We start from the raw sequence: 20,644 nt of genomic DNA, 5'->3' as shown, positions 1-20,644 counted from the left end.
GCTCTCGCCCGGTCAGCGGCTGGCGCCGTCCGGCCACACGATGCGCACGGGCACACCGGTCCGCTCCGCGTAAGCGACCACGTCCGCTGTCCCGCCGAACGCCCAGGCCGGTTTCCCGTCCCACACGGCGATCAGCTCGTCGACCAGGCCCACGAGGATCTCGCTTCCCGCCTGGTGCGCCTCGGAGGTTGACTCGGTCATGCCGGTTTCGTGGATGTCGACCGCGCCGCCGTACAGCTCGTCATAGACGGGGTGGTGCCACTCCGGAAGGCTCTCGCGGTACTCCGCCGCGGGAACGACGACTTCAAGCCGGCCGCCCTGCTTCAACACTGCTTCCGCAAACCACGAATCGGGACCATCGGCGATGCACGACACGGCCGTCAGGTCAGCGGTGTCCAAGTCGCCTACGACCTCATCGAGCATGGCGCGTACCCGTTGCTCCACGTCCTTGCTGAGCCCGCGGTGTCCGGTGATCCCTACGCGCATCGGAGACCCCCTCTGCTACGGGTAAACGCCGTGAAGGCGCTCGTCGAAGTCCCGCACCACCTTTGACGGTGAGGCGGTCGTGAGGACACGGCGTACGGCACGGGCCCGCTCCAACTGCCTCCAAGGCGTTGCGCTTCGCACGGTGAGGCCAGGTGGTTCTTCCGGTCAGCCACGTCCGTACGGTGCGCTCTCCTACGCCGTCCCGCTCGCCTGCGGCCAGTGACTCGGCATTGACGGATTGGGCCAACTCGGCTTGCTGAAAGCCTCGTTCGGCCATCTCGATCTTGAGATGGACATCCCCGGCCGGTGCAACGGGCTCGTCCCCCGGCCGGCTCCGGTCGCCCGCGCCCCAAGGGGCAACCGGGCCTGGTCGGCGGGCCGGGACATGAGAGCGGCCAATCGGCCGGGTGATCTGTTGAAGACAATCAGCGCTGACCATTCAAGACCTTCGGTTTGCCAGAGCTGGAATCTCCGCGATCATCTCCGGGTTCAGAGAGTCCCAGATAATCCCCCGAGGCCGCTCATGGGGCGGGCATTCAATGATTCTCTCCGGCGTGATAATTAGGTCGACCCGGAAGTCATGGGCAGATTCCGGAATCTCTCTGTCGATCACTTGCAACTCATGCACCGTAGTTGCGATGAGCACGTCAGACCCGATCAGTCCGGCTTCTTGCAGAAGGGCCACTTCAATATCCGCGTATCCAGCACCTTTGCCGAGTCGAGCCCCGCGCGAGTTGACGGCCACACTGCCGCATACCACTAGATCAACGGGTGGCATTTCATCGAGGTCTACAGGGATTGCATATTGGGTCGCTGTTCGCCTGTCGGCGGCTTCACCGGCAGAAATGGTCAGAGCTTCGGGATCCAGAAAATAGAAGGGCTTGGCGGCGGCAAGTTTTGGTGCAGCCATGTAAACCCGCTTCCCCTCTTTGAGAGCCTGCTCCCTCACTGCCATCTGAGCTTTGTCCGGAACTGCCTTGATGACACGAGACGCCTTCCATGCAGGATGGGCGGCGAGGCGGAGAGCAGCGGAATCTGCGCCAAAGAAGAACGGGATGCATCCGGCTGCTTCGGTCAATACTGCTTTCTTACCGTCAAGCAGCGACCATACCCCTTCCCGAATCTTCTGCTTTTCCTTCCGGGTTTCATCGGCATTCACTCGCCATTCCCTCCCTCAAGCTGCGATCAATCCGAAAAGTCGACTATTAAGGTCCCGCACGCCTGAAAGGTCGTTCCAGGATTGCAGTTCCCTGCCTGCCTTGAAGATCAGGTTGAGTCCGCCACCACCGCGGTTTCCTTCCACGACTCCAATCGCCCTATGGAGGGTTCCGACAGCCTCGTCAACCTTCTTCTGCTGGATACGCGCCAGTGCCAGATTCCCGAGGACGATCGCCTGAGACTTTGATTTTTCCCGAACCTCTGTGACGCTTTCTTGGAGTAGAGCCTCGGCCTTGGGGGCATCACCGAGGAACAAAAAACACGAACCGGCAAGGCGGCCGAATTGCCCCGGGGACACCATGGACAATCCTGCATCATTCGGCTCGGCCCGCCCGAGGAGCCTCTCTGCCGCACGGAGTGATCTTTCGCACTCAATTCGCCGCCGCAGCATGGCGTACGCTTCTGCGGAATGCAGGAACGCAAGGCCGCCCAGAATGTTGCTGGATTTTTGCACCTTCTCCGCTGTTTCCAGGGTCAGTTCAAGTCCTGCGGAAGGATTCTTCTCGCCGTAGAGGGCTACGAACGACGTACGAAGCAGCGCCAGCCCTTCCGATACGGGATCTCCCAATTCTCGCGCCGCGTTGACCGCCTGACCAAAGTAAGTACGAGCCGTGACGTGGTCAGTCCTCCCCGAAGCGTCCCAGACCAATTGCCCCATGAAGGTGGAGGTTTCGGCTACAGCAGCCTGCACATCTCGGCTCACAGGGTACGGAACGCTGCGGCCCAACCACTGAGTGAGCTTTCCCAGGAGCCTTCCGGTTTCGGCAACCAGCACAGTAGACGGCTCAGTCGCATACCGAGATTCCAGAGTCCGAACCTGCTGCCGCAGACCTGCAACAGTTACCAGGTCAGGGTTTTCGATGGTCTCGGCCGAGTAATCCAGCTCTGCATTTCTGTTCGACGCAAGGTCAGTGACCGGAAGCGATTGCTCCCACGGCCGTTTAGGAACGCTCAGCATTTCCCCGGGGATGCCAAATCCATCACACACCCGTTCGATCACTTCTTGCCCTCGAATGCTACGGACGCCACGGATGATGTCACTCACGCGGCCACTGGTCATCTTGCCGACCGCTGAAGCGATCACCGCATAACTAGAATCCGTACGCCTGTTAACGAGACGGAAGATCTCTTGGAAGTCCCGGGCCGCGCAGGCTCGGCGCATCCTCTCACTGTGAAGCAGCGTGTCAGGGATCGTCAGCGCATACCGGCTGCGTCGGGTTGTGCGGTCATCCATGAGCGCCCCTGGAGAGACAGAAGTGATCTCCTCCTCAGAGTAGCCCTGTGAACCCCAGCAGGGTTCCCCAAATGCCTTGCGGGGTTCCCCGTTCGCGGTTCCCCGAGGCCCCCTGCACGGCTGAAGCTCTTCAGACGGCACAACCTGTGTGCCGAACAGCAAGGACCCCCGCGACGCGGCGAACGTCCGGGGGCTCGGCCACCAACCATCAAGGGGTTGACGACAGTGCCCAAACCTACAACCAGACTCCCGCGAAGTCTCCAGCGCGCCGAGGTAGGCAGCGACGCGCGGCAGATGGAATACACGACGTACGCCCCGCCCGGTGAAACGTGCCCGTCATGCAATAACCCGATCAAGAGCCTTGAGGCGTGCCGCCGGGGGATGCTGGCCCGCCGTGACGCTCCTCCGCTGCTGGCGTACTGGCACACGGACTGCGCCCCGAAAACGGAGCGGTGATCTCCGTGGCACGACGCAAGACCCGTATGCCTCACAGATGGTCCGCCATCAACTCGGCGCGCCCATCGGGCGGAACGGCAGCGATGCGCATGAGGCCGGACAGCCCGACCGGACAGCTTCTCTACGCGCTGGTCCTGGCCGTCCTCCTGGGCGCCCTCGTGGCCGGGATCGGCCGCTGACCCCATGACCGGCTCCGGTCGCTCACGCCCCAGGGAGCGACCGGAGCCCCACGCGCCCGTCGACTTCCCGCACCCGACTCTCCCCCGCGGGGGCCGACGGGCCCGCCCGGCACACCGACCCCGAGATGCCCTGCGGTGTGCCGGGCCGACACCCTCGACATAGGAAGGTTCTCGATCGTGTTGCCTCCGGCACCGCCAGGTGTTGTCCCCTACATCGCCGGATGGAGCGAGGAAAGACTCCTGAAGTGCCCGATCACCCGCAGCCGCGCCGCCCCCGGGATCGCGTACGCGGATGAAACCCCGTACGACCGGGACAGTTTCGGTGTGCTCTGGGTCCGGTACGCCCTGCGGCCGAAGCAGCGCCGGGGCAGCCCACAACTGCGGAACGTCCATCCGTACCGGCAGCGCCGGGCGATGCTGAACATGATGTGCCAGGTCTGCGGTCGGATGCCGCCGGACCCGGGCGGTCCGCATCTGTTTCTCCTGCGGGACAGCGTCGGCGCGATCCGGGAGGGGGAACTCACGACGAGCCCGCCGGTGTGCGTACCCTGCGCCGGAATCTCCATCCAGCTCTGCCGTGCCCTGCGGGGTGGGCGGTTCGTGGCGGCATGGGCGAGACGCGTGCCCGCGTGGGGAGTCGTCGGTCCCCTTCATCATCCCGTGACGCTCCAGACCGTCCCGGGGTGCCAGATGGAGCAGGTGAAGTACGGGTCGCAGTGGGCTCCCTGGGTCCGGGCCGCCCGCACGATGGTGGAACTCCATGACGTGACACCGGCGGACCTGGACCGGGAGTTCGCCGCCCTCGGACGCGACCGCCTGGAAGAAGAACTCGCCCGGGTCGCGGAGCTGACGGCGGTCGCCTGACGGCCGCATAGGCCCCCCGGGGCGGCCAACTAACGCACCGCAACTCCCGAACGCCCGGTTTCGTTGCCTGGGCGACCACAACCCCGAAGCGGCACCCGACCAAGGCTCCGGCACGGGACGACTCCGGCAAGACCCGGCGCGGGCCAACCCCCAAGGGAGACCGCACCGGCCTCATAGACCCCGCCCGATGGCCCGGATGCCCCAGGCCGTGGCCATCGGGCGGACCAACTCCCGGCAGCGGGCCCGGCCTCCGGGGGCGGCAGCCCCCTGTGCCCCGAGCGGCAGCACCCCATGACCCGGAGAAGCCCGGGCAGCCCCCGTGCCCCTGGGGCGACAGCGCCCCAGGACCCGGGGGCCGGACAGGCCGCCATGACCCGAGGACCGGACAGCACTCCAAGACCCGAGGGCCGGGGCGAACGGTCCTCCTGGTGGGTGTCGGTCAGTGCTCCCAGTGGCGGCGTCGTTCGTGCTCGTCGCGGATGCGGTCCCCGCGCCGGCCCTCGGAGAGTTCGCGGCGTTCGGACCTCCGGTCCAGCCGCTCCTGCCGTCGTTCCTCCTTCAGCCGCTGCCGCTCCGCGCGGGCGATCTTGCGTTCCACGCCGACGCCGCCCCAGAAGGCGAAGCCGGTGACGATCACGCGTGGCGCGCCGGGGTCGCCGGGCACGCCCTCCTGCCGGTGGTCGAAGCCGCCCATGATGCCGATGCCGCGCACCACGACCTCCACCCCGGGCGGCACAACGACCTGCATACCGCCCATGATCGCAACGCAGTTGATCACGACTTCGCGGTCCGCGAAGTCGGCCTCCCGCAGATCGATCTCGCCGCCGCCCCAGAAGGCGAAGCTGTTGAAGCGGCGCGGCACGGTCCAGCGCCCCTTGCGCTGGAACCCGGACATCACGGCGACCGCCCAGGACGAGGAGCCCTCACCGCCGACGATCCGGCCCGCCCAACTCCCGTCCGCCGCAGGCTGCTTGTTCAGCGACACCGCGGGCGGCGGGGCCACCGCGCCGGCCGCGGGCAGGTCCCTGGTGATCGGGGCCAACTCCCCGTAGGTGCGCGCCTTGTAGGTGGCGTCGAGCCGTTCGCCGAACTCCTCCATGTCGAGCCGCCCTTCCGCGAGGGCGTCCCGCAGGATCTCGGCGACCCGCTCGCGATCGGCGTCGGCGGCGCGCAGTTCCGGGGCATCGTCGGTCATACCCAGCAGCCTACGAGTTCCCCCCGTCCCCGTGCTACGAGGCCGTCCCCGTGCTACGAGGCGCCGGGGCCACCGGACGGCTAGGAGACCGCGCCCTCGGTCTCGCCGGCGTACATTCTGGCGATCACCGCCTCGATGTCCGGTTCCCGCACGGACAGGTCCGCCAGCGGGTAGCTCGCGGCGATCCGTGCCACCAGCGGCGCCGCCGACGCGGACGCCGGGAAGGCGAGCCACTGCCGGGGCCCCTCCACCTTGGTCACCCGGGCCCCGGGCACCTCGATCGGCGGGACCTCCCGTTCCAGGTCCACCACCAGGGTCCGCTCGCTCTCCCCGGCCTCGTGCAGCCCGGCGAGCGGGCCGTCGTACACCAGCCGCCCGTGGTCGATGACCATCACCCGGGAGCACAACTGCTCGATGTCCTGAAGGTCGTGCGTGGTCAGCAGGACGGTGGTGGCCCGGTCGGTGTTCAGCGTGCGCAGGAACTCCCGCACCCTGGCCTTGGATACGACGTCGAGGCCGATCGTCGGCTCGTCGAGGTACAGCACCTCGGGGTCGTGCAGCAGCGCCGCCGCGATGTCCCCGCGCATCCGCTGGCCGAGCGAGAGCTGGCGCACCGGCACGTCCAACAGGTCGGCCAGTTCGAGGAGTTCGACGCAGCGGTCGAGGTTCTCGCGGTACTGCCGGTCGGGGATGCGGTACATGCGGTGCACCAGCCGGTAGGAGTCGATCAGCGGCAGATCCCACCACAGCGTCGTACGCTGCCCGAACACCACCCCGATGCGCTGCGCGAGCCGCCGGCGCTCGCGGGAGGGGTCGATGCCGGCCACCCGCAACCGGCCGCCGCTCGGCGTGAGGATGCCGGTGAGCATCTTGATCGTGGTCGACTTGCCGGCGCCGTTCGGGCCGATGTAGCCGACCATCTCGCCGCGCGCCACCGTGAAGGAGATCGAGTCGACCGCCCGCACCTGTCGCCGTTCGCGCCGCAGGAAACCGGTCTTCCTGCGTACGTCGAAGACCTTCTCCACGCCGTCCAGTTCGATGAACCGGCCCGGTTCGACGAAGTCGCCGTCCCTCACGTGCTAACTCCCTGTACTGCGGTAGGAACGAAGCCCCGCCCGCCACGCAAGGCCCGCCAGTACGCAGCACGCCACCGCCACCAGCGGCGGCGCGAACGCGGTCCACGGCGGCAGGTCGAGCGGATACGGCCGGTCGAGCACATAGCTCGCGGGCAGCCAGTTGACGAAGGCGAGCGGCAGCACGAACGTCACCCCGCGCACCAGGTCCTTGCCGAACACGGCCGGCGGATACTGCAACAGCGTCGTACCGCCGTACGTGAACGCGTTCTGCACCTCGGCGGCGTCCTGCGCCAGGAACTGGAAGGCCGCGCCCGCCACGAACACCGCGCAGAAGATCGCCGAGCCGCTGACCAGCATCACCGGCACCAGCAGCACCTTCGGCACGGTCCAGTCGACATCGGCCCGGCCGAGCGCGTACCCCAGCACCAGCACGCCCTGCGTGATCCGGCCCAGGCGGCGCAGCGCGAAGCGGTCCGCGCCGACCTGGGCGAGCACCGGCGCGGGCCGTACGAGGAGCGTGTCGAAGGAGCCGTCGCGGATCCGGGAGCCCAGGGCGTCCGTCGAGCCGAGCAGCAGGTCGGCGATCCCGAACGCCGTCACCGACAGGCCGTACAGGAAGGCGACCTCGGGCAGTGTCCAGCCGCCGAGCGAGCCGACCTGCGAGAACATCAGCAGGATCGTGACGAAGTCCAGCCCGGTCACCAGCAGGTTGCCGAGCGCCGTGATGGCGAAGGACGTGCGGTAGGTCATGGTGGACCGGATCCACATCGCGGCGATCAGCCGATAGGCCCGCAGGCCCTCCCCCACCCTGGAGGTCTCAGCCACCCTGCACCACCACCCGCCGCGTCGCCGCCGACTGCACCAGTCGCCCCGCCACCAGCAGCGCCACCGCCCACGCCGCCTGGAAGGCGTACGCACCCAGCGGGTCGGCCTCCCCCATCAGCACATCGGCCGGCATCTGGAGCTGCGCCGCCCACGGCAGCGCCTGGACGATGTCGCCGAGCGCGCCCGGGAAGGCGTTCAGCGGCAGTGTCATGCCCGAACAGAAGATCCCCGTGACCATCAGGGCCTGCGAGACGCCCATGCCGTCCAGGAGCCAGAACACGCTCAGGGCCGCCAGATAGCGGATGCCGAAGCTGACGACCGTCGCCAGCAGCAGCGCGACCAGGAACGCCGCCCAGGTGGTGATGTCCTTCGGCAGTGCCATCGGGAAGAACAGCGCGCCGAAGGCGAACGGGATCACGCCCCGCCCCAGCAGCTGGAACAGCGCCCGGCCCAAGTCGCCCGCCAGCCACCACAGTTGGAGGTCGGCCGGCCGGTACAGGTCGATGGCGATCTCACCGGTGCGGATACGGTCCATGAGGTCCTTCTCGACCCCGCCGCCCTGGATGGCGAGCGTCGCGTACAGGCACTGTCCGAGCCACACATAGGTGACCGCCTGTGACTGGTCGTACCCGCCGAGGTGCGGTCTCTCCTCCCACAGCGCCAGGTAGGTGTACACGAGGATCAGCCCGAAGGCCGTGTTCGTGAACACCCCGGCCGCGGTGGCCACCCGGTATGTCGCGTATCGTCGGAATCCCCCTGCCGCGACGGCCGCATACAACCGTCCCGCGCCCACTCCCACCGACCTCCCGGACCGCCCGACACCGAAGCGCAGGAGCCTAGCGGGCGGGCGAGGCCACGAGCCACGCATTTTTCCCCGTGGACGCGTGCCGGAATCCGGGAACGGAACGCTTGGTGCGAGAGTCTTCAACAGGGGGCGCAGAAGGCGTACGAGGGCGTACGGGAACGTACGACGCGAAACAGGAGTCCGTGCACGAAATGAGCGACGAGCCGCAGCCGCAGCAGCCGACCGATGGCTGGGCACCGACCACAGCACAGGGGGGACCCGGCGAGCCGGGCAAGAAGCCCAAGCGCCCCAAGCGCACGGGCTGGCGCCGGCTCCTGCCGACCTGGCGCATGGTGCTCGGCACGTTCGTCATCGGCGCACTGCTGCTCATCGGGCTGTTCTTCCTCGGCTACTCCCTGGTGAAGATCCCCCCGGCGAACGCCCTCGCCACCAAGCAGAGCAACGTCTTCCTCTACGCCGACGGCACCCAACTCGCCCGCGACGGCGAGATCAACCGGGAGAGCGTCACCCTCGCCCAGATCTCCAAGGACGCCCAGCACGCCGTACTGGCCGCCGAGGACCGCGACTTCTACTCCGAGTCCGCCGTCGACCCCAAGGCCATGCTCCGCGCCGGCTGGAACACCGCGACCGGCAAGGGCAAGCAGTCCGGTTCGACGATCACCCAGCAGTACGTGAAGAACTACTACCTCGCGCAGGAGCAGACCGTCACCCGCAAGGTGAAGGAGTTCTTCATCGCGATCAAGCTGGACCGCACCGAGTCCAAGGACCGGATCCTGGAGGGCTACCTCAACACCAGCTACTTCGGCCGCAACGCCTACGGCATCCAGTCCGCCGCGCAGGCGTACTACGGCGTGGACGCAACCGACCTCGACCCGGCCCGCGCCGCCTATCTCGCCGCGCTCGTCAACGCCCCCAGCGAGTACGACGTCATCGCCCGCCCCCAGAACAAGCCGGCGGCCGTGGCCCGCTGGAACTACGTCCTGGACGGCATGGTCAAGAAGGGCTGGCTCAACCGGTCGGAACGGGCCGGCCTGAAGTTCCCGATGCCGAAGGAACAGACCGTCTCCACCGGACTGTCCGGGCAGCGCGGCTACCTCGTGGAGGCCGTCAAGAACTACCTCACCGCCAACAAGATCGTGGACGCGGACGCGTTGGAGGCGGGCGGCTACCGCATCACCACCACCCTGGAGAAGGGCCGGCAGGACGCCCTCGTCAAGGCCGTCGACGACCGGCTGATGTCCAAACTGGACAAGAAGAACCGCAAGGTCGACACCTACGTCCGCGCGGGCGGCGCCTCCATCGACCCGAAGACCGGCAGGGTCGTCGCGATGTACGGCGGCATCGACTACGTCAAGCAGTACACCAACGGCGCCACCCGGGCCGACTTCCAGGTCGGCTCCACCTTCAAGCCGTTCGTGTTCACCTCGGCGGTGGAGAACGACTCGACCACCCAGGACGGCCAGACGATCACGCCGAACACCTACTACGACGGCACCAACAAGCGGCCCGTACAGGGCTGGAGCGGCGAGACCTACGGTCCGGAGAACGAGGACCAGGTCTCCTACGGCAACATCACCGTGCGCTCCGCCACCGACAAGTCCGTCAACGCGGTGTACGCGCAGATGGCCGTCGACGTCGGCCCGGAGAAGGTCAAGCAGACCGCGATCGACCTCGGCATCCCCGCGGACACCAAGGACCTCAGCCCCGGCCCGTCCATCGCGCTCGGCACCGCCACCGCCAGCGTCCTCGACATGACCCAGGCGTACGCGACCCTCGCCAACCACGGCAAGCACACCGCGTACACCCTCGTCGACAAGATCACCAAGGACGGCACCGAGGACATCGAACTGCCCGAACGCAAGACCGAGCGGGCCGTCAGTCGGCAGGCCGCCGACACCACCACCTCCGTCCTGCGCAGCGTCGTCGAGAACGGCACCGCCACCGCCGCCCAGGCCGCCGGACGCCCCGCCGCGGGCAAGACCGGCACCGCCGAGAAGGACCAGGCCGCCTGGTTCGCGGGCTACACCCCCGACCTCTCCACGGTCGTGGCCGTCATGGGCCAGGACCCGGTCACGGCCGCCCACGAATCGCTCTACAACGTGATGGGCCTGCCCCGCATCAACGGCGGCGGCGCACCCGCCGAGATCTGGGGCCAGTACACCAAGGACGCCCTGAAGGGCCAGCCGGTCACCTCCTTCGACCTGGAGCTGGAGCCGGGCGCCGACCAGACCCTGCCGCCCAGTTCCCCGCCCGCCTCCCAGCCCGGCACCGGCGGCCAGGACACGGGCGGCACCCCCGGCACCGACGGCCAGAACGACCAGGGCCAGACCCAGGGGCAGACCTCCGGACAGGACAACGGCGGCACCGGCACCGGGGACGGCAGCACCGGCGGCACCGGCGGCGACACCGACGGCGGCACGACCGACGGCTCCGCGAACGCCGGGACCGGCACCGGCACCACCGACGGCAGCGACTCCGGCGGCACAGCCGGGAACACCGCCGACGGCGGCACCGGCACGGGCGGCGGCACCCCCAGCACCCCGGGCGGCGGCGCCACGACGGGCACCGCGGGGCCACTGACCGGCCTCACCGGGTAGCGACCGGACCCGGGGGGCCGCGGTAAGTGACCGGAGGTCGCCTCCTGGGCAGGCCGCGGGCGGTCAGTGACCGGAGGTCGCCTTCAGTCCCACCACGGCGACCAGCAGCAGACAGACGAAGAAGATCCGGGCGGCGGTCACCGGCTCCCCCAGCACCACCATGCCGAGCACCGCCGCCCCGGCCGCACCGATGCCCACCCACACCCCATAGGCGGTACCGATGGGCAGGGACCTCGCGGCGTACGAGAGCAGCACCATGCTGGCGACGATGCCGGCACCGGTGAACACACTGGGCACCAGACGGGTGAAACCGTCGGTGTACTTCATGCCGATCGACCAGCCCACCTCAAGCAGACCGGCGACGACAAGCAGAACCCAGGCCATGACAGGCACCTCCGGGACAAACGCACGGACAGAACGGGGGTGCGTCGTCTTTGCCTGCGTCCCGGTACGGCGCGTCTCGTCGGGCTGCCTCAAAGCTAGCAACGAAACCACGAAAGGGGCCGGTGACAAAGGTCACCGGCCCCACCGGCCATCGAAGAACAGGTGTGATCTACAGGTACAGGCCGGTGGAATCCTCCGACCCCTCGAACCGGTCGGCGGCCACGGCGTGCAGATCACGCTCGCGCATCAGCACGTACGCGACACCCCGCACCTCGACCTCGGCCCGGTCCTCCGGGTCGTACAGGACGCGGTCACCCGGCTCCACGGTCCGGACGTTCTGCCCGACCGCCACGACCTCGGCCCAGGCCAGCCGACGGCCCACGGCCGCGGTGGCGGGAATCAGAATGCCGCCGCCCGAACGCCGCTCGCCCTCGGTGGTGTCCTGCCGCACGAGGACCCGGTCGTGCAGCATCCGAATGGGCAGCTTGTCGTCATGCGGGGTGCTGCCGTGCTCGTTTCTGTTGGCGCTCACGCCTTCGAACCTACCTGCCTTTTACCTGCCCGTAAGCGACCGGGTCAGCCCTTGCGGCGCCGGGAACCGAGGGCCAGCAGCCCCACCACCCCGACGGCGACCAGGGCCACCGGCACGATGCGCTCCGCACGCGGTGCGCCCTGCTCGTCGACGAACTGCGCCCTGACGTCGCTGATCACCCGATTGACCTGCACATATGCCCGTCCGAGAGTGCGGTCGACGTTGGCGACGACCTTGGCCTTGGCATCCCCGACGACCGTCTTCGGATGCACCCGCACCCCGATCTCGTCGAGCGTCTCGGCCAGCACTTCACGGCGGCGCCTGATGTCCGCCTCGATCTGCGCCGGGGTTCTGGTGTCCGACGTATCCGCCACCGTACGGCCTCCGAAGTCTGCTGGTGCTGTTGCGGACAGTCTGTCAGCTTCCCGCGCCGCCGCACTGCCAGGACCCCCCGTTACGCTAGACCGATGAGCGAGCGACTCCAGCCCGGGGACGTGGCCCCCGCCTTCACCCTCCCCGACGCCGACGGCAACGAGGTGTCCCTGTCGGACCACAAGGGCCGCAAGGTCATCCTGTACTTCTACCCGGCGGCCCTCACCCCCGGCTGCACCAAGCAGGCGTGCGACTTCACCGACAACCTGGACCTCCTGGCCGGCGCGGGCTACGACGTGATCGGCATCTCCCCCGACAAGCCGGAGAAGCTGGCGAAGTTCCGCGAGAAGGAGTCCCTGAAGGTGACCCTCCTCGCCGATCCGGACAAGCAGGTACTCAAGGAGTACGGCGCCTTCGGCGAGAAGAAGCTGTACGGCAAGACGATGGTCGGCGTCATCCGCTCCACGGTGATCGTCGACGAGGAGGGCAAGGTGGAACGGGCCCTGTACAACGTCAAGGCCACCGGCCACGTAGCCAAGATCATCAAAGACCTGGCCCTCTGACCCCACCGCCACACCACACAACGGCCCGCCCCGGCACCACCGGAGCGGGCCGCTCCGCTCTCCGACCGTGACCGTCCGATAACCGGTTCGTTACTCCACACGAGCCCACGAACAAACGACCGAACACGGAGGGGGCCGGGATGGGAGCCAGCGCATACAGCAGGGACCGACTGGAGGCGGCAGCCCAGGGGGCGCGGACGCTGACGGAGGCATTGGGGCGACTGGGGGTGGATCCACGCAGCTCCACCCGGAACTACATCAGGGACCGCATGCGGAAGCTGAGGATCGACACCTCCCACTTCGAGCGGGAGGGCTCCAAGTGGACCCGCGAAATCCTCCAGGCGGCGGTGTCGGCCTCGTCCACCATGGGCGAGGTACTGCGCCGTCTCGGACTCGATGTGGTCGGCGGGCACCACACGCACATCAGCCGCCGCATCAAGGCGTACGGCATCGACACCTCTCACTTCCGGGTGCCGACGCAGGGGGGCGGGCGTCGGCAGCGCGCACCGGAGGGGCTGCTGGTGAAGCAGTCGGCGGCCAACGCCCGGCGGATGCAGAGCAGCCGTCTCAAGCGGGCCATACTGGCGCACGGCATCGACGAGCGGTGTGCCATGTGCGGCATGGCACCGATGTGGCTGGGGGAACCACTGCCCCTTGAGGTCGACCACATCGACGGCGACTGGCGCAACAACGAGATCGAGAACCTGCGGCTGCTCTGCCCCAACTGCCATTCGACCACGGATAATTACCGAGGCCGTGGCAGGAGGCGATCCGGGATGCCACCTCATGAGTGATGTCGCGCGGTACACCCGGGAACGGCTGATGGAGGCGGCCCGGCACTGCTCCGATGTGGACGAGGTCATCGCCTACCTCGGCACCAGTCCCTACGGGAGCCTCCGGCGATACATCATGAAGCGGTTCGCCCACTTCGGCATCGATGTCTCGCATTTCCGTCCCGTCGGCAGGCTCCGCCGCCCCACATCCGGCGAACTGCGTGGCGCGGTGGCCGAGTCGGCGTCACTGGCGGAGGTGCTGCGCCGCCTGGGCCGCCCGGACAACAGCGCGCAACGTGCCGCTCTCAGGAAGTGGATCATGGAGGATCGTCTGTCGACCGGCCACTTCCTGGGACAGGCACACCAGCGGGGAAAACGAGCCCCGAACAGCCGGCACCCCTCGGAGGTTCTGGTACGGCACGAGGGCGAGCGCCGGACACGGACCTCGCGGCTGCGCCATGCGCTCCGTTCGGTCGGCGTCCCGGAAAAGTGCGCCGGGTGCGGAGTGGGGCCGCAGTGGCTCGGGCGTCCCATGACGCTTGAGGTCGATCACATCAACGGGGACTGGCGCGACGACCGGCGGGAGAATCTGCGGTTGCTGTGCCCCAACTGTCATGCGATCACCAGCACCTGGTGCAGAGGGGGAGGACGGCGGAAGGCCTAGCGCAGTAGAGTAACCTGCGATTGGCGCGCCCGTACGCCAACGGCCGAGCGGCGATTTTTAGGGGATCGTGTTTGTCGGTTCGAATCCGACCGGGCGCACAGGTAAGAGTGGCCCCACACCTTCGATTCGTAGGTGTGGGGCTTTCTTTGTGACATCAGCCCAGTAGGTCTCGTACCGCTGGTACCAGGGCGCGGAAGGCCTTTCCGCGGTGGCTGATGGCGTTTTTTTCGGGTGGGGTCAGTTCGGCGCAGGTTCGGGTGTCGCCGTCCGGCTGGAGGATCGGGTCGTAGCCGAAGCCGCTCGTGCCCGCGGGGCGGTGCCGGAGGGTGCCCCGCAACTGGCCCTCGACCACCGCCTCGCGCCCGTCCGGCAGGGCGAGGGCCGCCGCGCAGGCGAAGTGCGCGCCGCGGTGTTCATCGGCGATATCGGCGAGTTGGGCGAGCAGCAGGTCGAGGTTGGCCTGGTCGTCGCCGTGCCGTCCGGCCCAGCGGGCCGAGAAGATGCCGGGGGCGCCGTTCATGACGTCGACGCACAGGCCCGAGTCGTCGGCGACGGCGGGCAGTCCGGTCGCGCGGGCCAGGGCGTGGGCCTTCAGCAGCGCGTTCTCGGCGAACGTCACGCCCGTCTCCTTGACGTCGGGGACATCCGGGTAGGCGTCCGCGCCGATGAGTTCGTGGGTGAGTCCGGCGTCGGCGAGGATCGAGCGGAGTTCGGTGATCTTTCCGGCGTTGCGGGTGGCGAGGATGAGGCGGGTCATGCCGGCCAGTATCCCCCTGTCCGGTGGGCCGGTTTACGGGGTGCAGACCTTGGTCAGTTCGCCGGCCGCGTCGGTGACGGGGCCGATGTCGGGGGCGCTGTCGCCGTTCTTGATCGCTGTGCGGACGCCCGCGACGGCTTCGCCGAGGTCGTCGACGGCCTTGTTGACGTCGACGTCGTCGGTCTTGTCGCCGATTTTGGTGAGGTTCTTCTCGATGGCGTCGAGGGCTTCGTCGGCGCGGGTGGGGTCGGTGGCCGCGTTCTCGGCCGCCTGTTGGAGTTCGGTCACGCTGTCGGCGATGGCGTCTGCGGTGCGGACGCAGTCCAGGGCCTTGTCCACGGCGTCGCAGCCGGTGGCGAGGCCGGTGGTGAGTGCGACGGCGGCCGTCACGGCGGCGACGGCGGTGATACGGGCACGACGGTGGCGTCGGCTCGCGGCCATGGTTGGGTCCCTCCCCCGGTTCCGGCTGGCCGGGCGCACGGTGGGTGCCGTGCGCCCGTACTCATAGGGACGCCGGGGAGGTCGGCGGGGTTGCCCCGCGGATCACTCTGTTTTGGTGTTCCCTTTACTTTTCGAGGGTGGCGCGCAGTGCGGTGTGCTGGAGGGCGGCGAGTTCGGTGCAGCCGGTGACGGCGAGGTCGAGCAGGGCGTTGAGTTCGTCGCGGGCGAAGGGTTCGGCTTCGGCGGTGCCCTGGACTTCGACGAAGCGGCCGTCGCCGGTGCAGACGACGTTCATGTCGGTCTCGGCGCGTACGTCTTCTTCGTAGCAGAGGTCGAGGAGCGGGACCGAGCCGACGATGCCGACCGAGACGGCGCTGACGGTGCCGGTCAGCGGTCGGCGTCCGGGGCGGACGAGTTTGCGGTCCTGGGCCCAGGTGACGGCGTCGGCGAGGGCGACGTAGGCGCCGGTGATGGCGGCGGTGCGGGTGCCGCCGTCGGCTTGGAGGACGTCGCAGTCGAGGACGATGGTGTTCTCGCCGAGGGCCTTGTAGTCGATGACGGCGCGCAGGGAGCGGCCGATGAGCCGGGAGATCTCGTGGGTTCGGCCGCCGATCTTGCCCTTGACGGATTCGCGGTCGCCGCGGGTGTTGGTGGCGCGGGGCAGCATGGCGTATTCGGCGGTGACCCAGCCCTCGCCGCTGCCTTTGCGCCAGCGCGGGACGCCTTCGGTGACGGATGCGGTGCAGAAGACCTTGGTGTCGCCGAAGGAGACGAGGACGGAGCCCTCGGCGTGCTTGCTCCAGCCGCGTTCGATGGTGACGGGGCGGAGCTGTTCGGGGGTGCGGCCGTCGATTCGAGACATGGCGTTGAGCCTAGTCCCCCGGTGGGTGGGCTCCGGCCGTGCGTGGGCGGCCCCGAGGGCTGTGGGTGCGGGGGGTGTTGGGGGGTGGTCCGGTGTGCGGGAGGGGCCCGGCCGCGGGTGGGCGGGGCCCCTGCCGGATGGGCCGCGGGGGCTCACATCATGTCTTCGATCTCCGCGGCGATCGGGTCGGCGTCGGTGCCGATGACGACCTGGATGGCGGTGCCCATCTTGACGACGCCGTGGGCGCCGGCGGCTTTCAGGGCGGCGTCGTCGACCTTGGAGGGGTCCACGACCTCGGTGCGCAGCCGGGTGATGCAGCCCTCGATCTCTTCGATGTTGTCGACTCCGCCGAGGCCGGCGACGATCTTCTCAGCCTTGCTGGCCATGTTGTTTCTCCCTGATCTGAACCGCTTTGTCGCAGTAACCCACAGTCGGCGCAGCTTCGCGAGCGGTCAGGTCGCGGGTACCGCATGATGGCCGTCGCGACAGCGGAGCCGTCCGCAACTGGTCTACACCAGGTGTCACAGGGTCGCCAAGCCCGGTATCACAATGTTCCCTTTCGCGATCATCTGCTTCGGTCCGCGGCCCCTGGCGCGGGAGGCGCATGGCAAGGTCGGGGACTTCACGGGGGGTGCGGCCGGAGGCGGCAGTACGCTTGTGCAATTCGCGGGTTCCTTGCCTGCCCTTCACCGTGCTACAACAGGTCTACACCACTGAGTGGTGTAGACCACCACCTGATGGAGGAAGCATGAGCACCGCCACCGCGTCGGCGGCTCCCGCCAGGAAGCGAGGAACCGGCCTGTTCCAGGGCCTGCAGAAGGTCGGTCGCAGCCTGCAGCTACCGATCGCCGTGCTGCCGGCCGCGGGCATCATGGTGCGGCTCGGCCAGCCCGACATCTTCGGCACGGAAGGGCTCGGCTGGGACAAGGTCGCCGCCGTGTTCGACAACGCGGGCAGCGCGCTGACCGGCTCCCTGCCGATCCTGTTCTGCATCGGTGTGGCCATCGGGTTCGCCAAGAAGGCGGACGGCTCGACGGCGCTCGCCGCGGTGGTCGGCTTCCTCGTCTACAGCAAGGTCCTTCAGGCCTTCCCGGTCTCCGGGGAGGTGGTCCAGAAGGGCAAGGACACAGCCGCCGTCTACAACGACCCCGGGGTGCTCGGCGGCATCGTCATCGGTCTGCTGGCCGCCGTGCTGTGGCAGCGTTTCCATCGCACCAGGCTGGTCGACTGGCTGGGCTTCTTCAACGGCCGCCGGCTCGTGCCGATCATCATGGCCTTCGTCGGCCTCGTCATGGGTGTCTTCTTCGGTCTGGTCTGGGAGCCGATCGGCAACGGCATCTCGCACTTCGGCGAGTGGATGACCGGCCTCGGCTCGGGCGGCGCGGCCCTGTTCGGCGCCGTGAACCGGGCGCTGATCCCGATCGGCATGCACCAGTTCGTCAACACGGTGGCCTGGTTCCAGCTCGGTGACTTCGAGAACGCGGCCGGTGAGGTCGTGCACGGCGACATCACCCGGTTCCTGGCCGGAGACCCGTCCGCCGGTCTGTTCCAGTCCGGCTTCTTCCCGATCATGATGTTCGGTCTGCCGGCCGCCGCGCTGGCCATCGCGCACTGCGCCCGGCCGGAGCGCCGCAAGGCCGTGCTGGGCATGATGGTCTCCCTGGCGCTGACCTCGTTCGTGACGGGGGTGACCGAGCCGATCGAATTCTCGTTCATGTTCGTCGCGCCGGTCCTGTACGTGCTGCACGCGGTGCTCACCGCGGTGTCGATGGCGGTGACCTGGGCGCTGGGCGTGCACGCCGGCTTCAACTTCTCGGCCGGTCTCATCGACTACGCGCTGAACTGGCACCTGGCGACCAAGCCATGGCTGATCATCCCGATCGGACTGGTCTTCGCGGCCGTCTACTACGTGACCTTCCGCTTCGCCATCCTCAGGTTCGATCTGAAGACTCCGGGCCGGGAGCCGGAGGAGGAGGTCGAGGACCTCACCAAGGCGTGAGCCGCCGCACAGCACGCACCGCCGCACGGCATGACGACGGCCCCGGAACCGCTCGGTTCCGGGGCCGTCCGGCCTTCTCGTGCGTACGGGCCCGACCCTCGTACGGACTAGATCTCGTACGTGGCTCTCGGCACCGCCAGTTCCACCGGGCCGTCGAAGACGGCGCGGGCGTCCGCCAGGTTGGCCTCGGGGTCGGTCCACGGGGGGATGTGGGTGAGGACCAGGCGCCGGGCACCCGCGCGGGCCGCGGTCTCGCCCGCCTCGCGGCCGTTGAGGTGCAGGTCGGGGATGTTCTCCTTGCCGTAGGTGAACGCGGCCTCGCACAGGAAGAGGTCGGTGTCCCGGGCCAGCTCGTCGAGCGCCGCGGTGACACCCGTGTCACCGGAGTACGTCAGCGACGTCCCGCCGTGCTCGATGCGGATGCCGTACGCCTCCACGGGGTGCCGCACCCGTTCGGTGTGCACCGTGAACGGGCCGATCTCGAACGTGGACGGCTTGACCGTGTGGAAGTCGAAGACCTCGCTCATGGACGAGGCGGTGGGGGTGTCGGCGTAGGCGGTGGTGAGACGCTGTTCCGTGCCTTCGGGTCCGTAGACCGGGATCGGGGCGGCGCGTCCGCCGTCGTGCCGGTAGTAGCGCGCCACGAAGTAGGCGCACATGTCGATGCAGTGGTCGGCGTGCAGATGACTGAGGAAGATCGCGTCGAGGTCGTAGAGACCGCAGTGGCGCTGCAGCTCGCCAAGGGCGCCGTTGCCCATGTCGAGCAGCAGCCGGAAGCCGTCGGCCTCGACGAGGTAGCTCGAACAGGCCGAATCCGCGGACGGAAACGACCCCGAGCAGCCGACGACGGTGAGCTTCATGAAGCAGAAACCTCCGTTGGCGGTGAATCCGGCTGGAGCGAACCGGATGGAACTCTCCAGAAGCGGTGAAAGGGGTTCAGGAAGGGGGCACACAGGGGTCGTGCGGTCCGTCGAGCGTAAGGCGCGAAAGCACGGGTCGCTCCTCTGCCAGGGGCCGTTGTGGGCGAACTCACCTGTGGTGTCACCGATTCGGCTGGACCGGGTGCGGATGTCTGAACAGAGGGCGCGCGCGGGGTTGCACGCGCCGGTACCGTCAACGATATGGACACGTCCTGGTGGCTGGCGCTCGCGGCGGTGGTACTGCTCGCGCTGGTCGCCACGCTCGTCGACGGCTGGGGACGCAGCCGTCGCCCGGCGCGGCGCGGGAGGCGTCCGCCGGGCCGCGAGGAGGGCCCCCGGGCGCGCGCCGAGCGGCCGCGGCCGGGCGACATCTGGTGGGCGAACGTGCCCCAGGGAAGTGGACCGGGCACGAAAGACCGGCCGTGTCTGGTGCTGGCCGTGCACGGCAGGCGGGCCACGGTGGCGAAAATCACCAGCAAGTACCACGACGAGCGTGCCGGGGTGATCCCGCTGCCGCCGGGTTCCGTGGGCGACGCGCACGGCCGCCCGAGCTTCCTGGAGACGGACGAGCTGCGTCAGGTGCCGGTGTGGGACTTCCGGCGCCGGGTGGGCGTGGTCGATCCGGTCCTGTGGGACCAGGTGCGGCATCTGGCCACCTGAGCGTGGGCCGGCCCGCGCGGGTGCGGCTCAGCTGACCCGCACCGCGACGGACCAGTTCTGGATGCCCAGGCAGGAGACCTTGCCGGGGCCGGCCTCGGGGCACAGCGGGCGGGTCGAGGTGAGCCACGCGGTGCCGGGGGTGACGGCCTCGTAGGCGGCGACCGCGTCGCCCGGCAGGATGACGAAGCCCGGGTTGACGGGTTTCAGCGCGTCGCCGCTCGCGGTGAGCGGCTTCCAGGGGCGGTCCGCCGTGCCGTCGAGCGTGATCCGCACCACCCCGCCGCGCGCCAGGCACAGGCTGCGGCCGTTGTCGGCGGCGGTCAGCTCGGCCGTGCTCGTACAGCGGCCGGGCGTCGGCGCCGGGCTCGGCGGGCGCGCCGTGTCCGGTCCGGACGGCGGGGCGGGAGCGGTGTGCGTGGCGGGAGTTGAGGAGGGGGCCGGAGCGGTATGCGTGGCCGGAGTTGACGACGGGGCAGGAGAGGAGGCCGGGGCCGGGGAGGACGAGGAAGCCGCCGAGGAGGGGGCCGGGGAGGTGGGCGCCGTGCCGCCGTCCTTGCCCGTACCGCCGCCGCAGCCCGCGAGCAGAATCGCGGCCGTCGCGGCGGCGACCGTCGTGCGGTGGATCGTCGTACGGCGCATGGGGTGACCGCCTTCCGCCGGGTGTCGGCCCTGGTACGGATGGGACGTTCCACCCGGCCGTGGGGGGGGGGGGGCGGGCCCCCCCCCGCGGCCCGCCCCGGCCCCCCCCCCCCCCCCCCCCCCCCCCCCCGCCCCCCCCCCCC

General features: G+C 68.9%; 23 protein-coding genes and 1 riboswitch. Of the genes, 7 read left to right on the top strand and 16 right to left on the bottom strand.

The window, feature by feature from the left end; translation table 11 throughout:
- Window positions 1-12 precede the first annotated feature (12 nt).
- The 3 genes from ACFYTE_RS29560 to ACFYTE_RS29550 form a co-directional block, all read right to left on the bottom strand.
- Window positions 13-486 (bottom strand): hypothetical protein, encoded by a 474-nt coding sequence (locus tag ACFYTE_RS29560; protein ID WP_388716827.1) that lies wholly within the window; start codon window positions 484-486, stop codon window positions 13-15.
- A gap of 439 nt (window positions 487-925) precedes the next feature.
- Window positions 926-1,645 carry a 5-formyltetrahydrofolate cyclo-ligase gene (locus ACFYTE_RS29555; protein ID WP_388716824.1) on the bottom strand — a complete coding sequence of 240 codons (720 nt, stop codon included), beginning with the start codon at window positions 1,643-1,645 and terminating at the stop codon, window positions 926-928.
- A gap of 15 nt (window positions 1,646-1,660) precedes the next feature.
- Window positions 1,661-2,788: a transcriptional regulator gene (locus ACFYTE_RS29550; protein WP_388716821.1), complete on the bottom strand. Its 1,128-nt coding sequence runs from the start codon at window positions 2,786-2,788 to the stop codon at window positions 1,661-1,663.
- A gap of 962 nt (window positions 2,789-3,750) precedes the next feature.
- Here ACFYTE_RS29550 and ACFYTE_RS29545 point away from each other — a divergent pair.
- Window positions 3,751-4,437 (top strand): hypothetical protein, encoded by a 687-nt coding sequence (locus ACFYTE_RS29545; RefSeq protein WP_388716819.1) that lies wholly within the window; start codon window positions 3,751-3,753, stop codon window positions 4,435-4,437.
- A 439-nt stretch (window positions 4,438-4,876) separates the two neighbouring features.
- Here the strand turns inward: ACFYTE_RS29545 and ACFYTE_RS29540 are convergent, their stop codons facing one another.
- From ACFYTE_RS29540 to ACFYTE_RS29525, 4 genes are all read right to left on the bottom strand, one after another.
- A complete protein-coding gene (locus ACFYTE_RS29540) occupies window positions 4,877-5,632 on the bottom strand; it encodes a DUF1707 domain-containing protein (protein ID WP_388716816.1) in 756 nt (251 codons plus the stop codon).
- A gap of 80 nt (window positions 5,633-5,712) precedes the next feature.
- On the bottom strand, window positions 5,713-6,708 hold the full coding sequence (locus ACFYTE_RS29535) for an ATP-binding cassette domain-containing protein (protein ID WP_388716813.1): 996 nt from the start codon (window positions 6,706-6,708) through the stop codon (window positions 5,713-5,715).
- Window positions 6,709-6,711: 3 nt separating this feature from the next.
- A complete protein-coding gene (locus tag ACFYTE_RS29530) occupies window positions 6,712-7,533 on the bottom strand; it encodes an ABC transporter permease (RefSeq protein WP_388716810.1) in 822 nt (273 codons plus the stop codon).
- Window positions 7,526-8,326: an ABC transporter permease gene (locus ACFYTE_RS29525; protein WP_388716807.1), complete on the bottom strand. Its 801-nt coding sequence runs from the start codon at window positions 8,324-8,326 to the stop codon at window positions 7,526-7,528. The genes ACFYTE_RS29530 and ACFYTE_RS29525 overlap by 8 nt, the downstream gene beginning before the upstream one ends.
- A gap of 203 nt (window positions 8,327-8,529) precedes the next feature.
- On the opposite strand from ACFYTE_RS29525, the gene ACFYTE_RS29520 reads away from it, so the two are divergent.
- Window positions 8,530-10,935 carry a transglycosylase domain-containing protein gene (locus tag ACFYTE_RS29520; protein ID WP_388716804.1) on the top strand — a complete coding sequence of 802 codons (2,406 nt, stop codon included), beginning with the start codon at window positions 8,530-8,532 and terminating at the stop codon, window positions 10,933-10,935.
- A gap of 63 nt (window positions 10,936-10,998) precedes the next feature.
- Here the strand turns inward: ACFYTE_RS29520 and ACFYTE_RS29515 are convergent, their stop codons facing one another.
- From ACFYTE_RS29515 to ACFYTE_RS29505, 3 genes are all read right to left on the bottom strand, one after another.
- A complete protein-coding gene (locus ACFYTE_RS29515) occupies window positions 10,999-11,319 on the bottom strand; it encodes a DMT family transporter (protein ID WP_388716801.1) in 321 nt (106 codons plus the stop codon).
- Window positions 11,320-11,357: 38 nt separating this feature from the next.
- Window positions 11,358-11,420: riboswitch (guanidine-III (ykkC-III) riboswitch) on the bottom strand.
- 68 nt (window positions 11,421-11,488) lie between these two features.
- Window positions 11,489-11,851: a GroES family chaperonin gene (locus ACFYTE_RS29510; protein ID WP_388716798.1), complete on the bottom strand. Its 363-nt coding sequence runs from the start codon at window positions 11,849-11,851 to the stop codon at window positions 11,489-11,491.
- Between the two features lie 44 nt (window positions 11,852-11,895).
- Window positions 11,896-12,225 (bottom strand): DUF3618 domain-containing protein, encoded by a 330-nt coding sequence (locus tag ACFYTE_RS29505; RefSeq protein ID WP_388716794.1) that lies wholly within the window; start codon window positions 12,223-12,225, stop codon window positions 11,896-11,898.
- 93 nt (window positions 12,226-12,318) lie between these two features.
- Between ACFYTE_RS29505 and bcp the strand changes: the two genes are divergently transcribed.
- The 3 genes from bcp to ACFYTE_RS29490 all read left to right on the top strand — a co-directional run bounded on the left by bcp (window position 12,319) and on the right by ACFYTE_RS29490 (window position 14,223).
- Entirely contained in the window at window positions 12,319-12,786 is a 468-nt protein-coding gene (gene bcp, locus ACFYTE_RS29500; protein ID WP_388716791.1) for a thioredoxin-dependent thiol peroxidase, read from the top strand.
- Window positions 12,787-12,926: 140 nt separating this feature from the next.
- Window positions 12,927-13,580 carry an HNH endonuclease signature motif containing protein gene (locus tag ACFYTE_RS29495; protein ID WP_388716786.1) on the top strand — a complete coding sequence of 218 codons (654 nt, stop codon included), beginning with the start codon at window positions 12,927-12,929 and terminating at the stop codon, window positions 13,578-13,580.
- On the top strand, window positions 13,573-14,223 hold the full coding sequence (locus ACFYTE_RS29490; protein ID WP_388716783.1) for an HNH endonuclease: 651 nt from the start codon (window positions 13,573-13,575) through the stop codon (window positions 14,221-14,223). Before ACFYTE_RS29495 ends, ACFYTE_RS29490 begins: the two co-directional genes overlap by 8 nt.
- 154 nt (window positions 14,224-14,377) lie before the next feature.
- Here ACFYTE_RS29490 and rdgB read toward each other — a convergent pair whose 3' ends face one another.
- The 4 genes from rdgB to ACFYTE_RS29470 form a co-directional block, all read right to left on the bottom strand.
- Complete coding sequence (gene rdgB / locus ACFYTE_RS29485; protein WP_388716780.1) at window positions 14,378-14,980, bottom strand: RdgB/HAM1 family non-canonical purine NTP pyrophosphatase; 603 nt, start codon at window positions 14,978-14,980, stop codon at window positions 14,378-14,380.
- Window positions 14,981-15,013: 33 nt separating this feature from the next.
- Window positions 15,014-15,421, bottom strand: a complete 408-nt coding sequence (locus tag ACFYTE_RS29480) for a hypothetical protein (protein WP_388716778.1) — start codon at window positions 15,419-15,421, stop codon at window positions 15,014-15,016.
- 124 nt (window positions 15,422-15,545) lie between these two features.
- The gene (gene rph, locus ACFYTE_RS29475; RefSeq protein WP_388716775.1) at window positions 15,546-16,283 is read right to left on the bottom strand and encodes a ribonuclease PH; all 738 of its coding nucleotides are present in this window, start codon (window positions 16,281-16,283) and stop codon (window positions 15,546-15,548) included.
- Window positions 16,284-16,435: 152 nt separating this feature from the next.
- Window positions 16,436-16,669 (bottom strand): PTS glucose/sucrose transporter subunit IIB, encoded by a 234-nt coding sequence (locus ACFYTE_RS29470; protein ID WP_351736374.1) that lies wholly within the window; start codon window positions 16,667-16,669, stop codon window positions 16,436-16,438.
- Between the two features lie 362 nt (window positions 16,670-17,031).
- Between ACFYTE_RS29470 and ACFYTE_RS29465 the strand changes: the two genes are divergently transcribed.
- Window positions 17,032-18,282, top strand: a complete 1,251-nt coding sequence (locus tag ACFYTE_RS29465) for a PTS transporter subunit EIIC (protein WP_388716771.1) — start codon at window positions 17,032-17,034, stop codon at window positions 18,280-18,282.
- Between the two features lie 107 nt (window positions 18,283-18,389).
- Here ACFYTE_RS29465 and ACFYTE_RS29460 read toward each other — a convergent pair whose 3' ends face one another.
- A complete protein-coding gene (locus ACFYTE_RS29460; protein WP_388716768.1) occupies window positions 18,390-19,142 on the bottom strand; it encodes an MBL fold metallo-hydrolase in 753 nt (250 codons plus the stop codon).
- A gap of 261 nt (window positions 19,143-19,403) precedes the next feature.
- On the opposite strand from ACFYTE_RS29460, the gene ACFYTE_RS29455 reads away from it, so the two are divergent.
- Window positions 19,404-19,862 (top strand): type II toxin-antitoxin system PemK/MazF family toxin, encoded by a 459-nt coding sequence (locus ACFYTE_RS29455; RefSeq protein WP_388716766.1) that lies wholly within the window; start codon window positions 19,404-19,406, stop codon window positions 19,860-19,862.
- Between the two features lie 27 nt (window positions 19,863-19,889).
- Here ACFYTE_RS29455 and ACFYTE_RS29450 read toward each other — a convergent pair whose 3' ends face one another.
- A complete protein-coding gene (locus ACFYTE_RS29450; RefSeq protein WP_388716763.1) occupies window positions 19,890-20,501 on the bottom strand; it encodes a hypothetical protein in 612 nt (203 codons plus the stop codon).
- Window positions 20,502-20,644 lie beyond the last annotated feature (143 nt).

This window comes from Streptomyces sp. NPDC004629 (genome assembly GCF_042873595.1).
GTDB lineage: Bacteria > Actinomycetota > Actinomycetes > Streptomycetales > Streptomycetaceae > Streptomyces.
The sequence above is the reverse complement of the archived record's forward strand: the minus strand, read 5'-3'. Positions and strand labels throughout refer to the sequence as shown.

What these genes read in the sequence shown, in the direction of transcription:
- bcp (WP_388716791.1), top strand. Translation starts at nt 12,319, where the DNA reads ATGAGCGAGCGACTCCAGCCCGGGGACGTGGCCCCCGCCTTCACCCTC.
- ACFYTE_RS29455 (WP_388716766.1), top strand. Translation starts at nt 19,404, where the DNA reads ATGGACACGTCCTGGTGGCTGGCGCTCGCGGCGGTGGTACTGCTCGCG.
- ACFYTE_RS29490 (WP_388716783.1), top strand. Translation starts at nt 13,573, where the DNA reads ATGAGTGATGTCGCGCGGTACACCCGGGAACGGCTGATGGAGGCGGCC.
- ACFYTE_RS29470 (WP_351736374.1), bottom strand. Translation starts at nt 16,669, where the DNA reads ATGGCCAGCAAGGCTGAGAAGATCGTCGCCGGCCTCGGCGGAGTCGAC.
- ACFYTE_RS29560 (WP_388716827.1), bottom strand. Translation starts at nt 486, where the DNA reads ATGCGCGTAGGGATCACCGGACACCGCGGGCTCAGCAAGGACGTGGAG.
- ACFYTE_RS29495 (WP_388716786.1), top strand. Translation starts at nt 12,927, where the DNA reads ATGGGAGCCAGCGCATACAGCAGGGACCGACTGGAGGCGGCAGCCCAG.
- rdgB (WP_388716780.1), bottom strand. Translation starts at nt 14,980, where the DNA reads ATGACCCGCCTCATCCTCGCCACCCGCAACGCCGGAAAGATCACCGAA.
- ACFYTE_RS29465 (WP_388716771.1), top strand. Translation starts at nt 17,032, where the DNA reads ATGAGCACCGCCACCGCGTCGGCGGCTCCCGCCAGGAAGCGAGGAACC.
- ACFYTE_RS29520 (WP_388716804.1), top strand. Translation starts at nt 8,530, where the DNA reads ATGAGCGACGAGCCGCAGCCGCAGCAGCCGACCGATGGCTGGGCACCG.
- ACFYTE_RS29450 (WP_388716763.1), bottom strand. Translation starts at nt 20,501, where the DNA reads ATGCGCCGTACGACGATCCACCGCACGACGGTCGCCGCCGCGACGGCC.
- ACFYTE_RS29460 (WP_388716768.1), bottom strand. Translation starts at nt 19,142, where the DNA reads ATGAAGCTCACCGTCGTCGGCTGCTCGGGGTCGTTTCCGTCCGCGGAT.
- rph (WP_388716775.1), bottom strand. Translation starts at nt 16,283, where the DNA reads ATGTCTCGAATCGACGGCCGCACCCCCGAACAGCTCCGCCCCGTCACC.
- ACFYTE_RS29515 (WP_388716801.1), bottom strand. Translation starts at nt 11,319, where the DNA reads ATGGCCTGGGTTCTGCTTGTCGTCGCCGGTCTGCTTGAGGTGGGCTGG.
- ACFYTE_RS29540 (WP_388716816.1), bottom strand. Translation starts at nt 5,632, where the DNA reads ATGACCGACGATGCCCCGGAACTGCGCGCCGCCGACGCCGATCGCGAG.
- ACFYTE_RS29480 (WP_388716778.1), bottom strand. Translation starts at nt 15,421, where the DNA reads ATGGCCGCGAGCCGACGCCACCGTCGTGCCCGTATCACCGCCGTCGCC.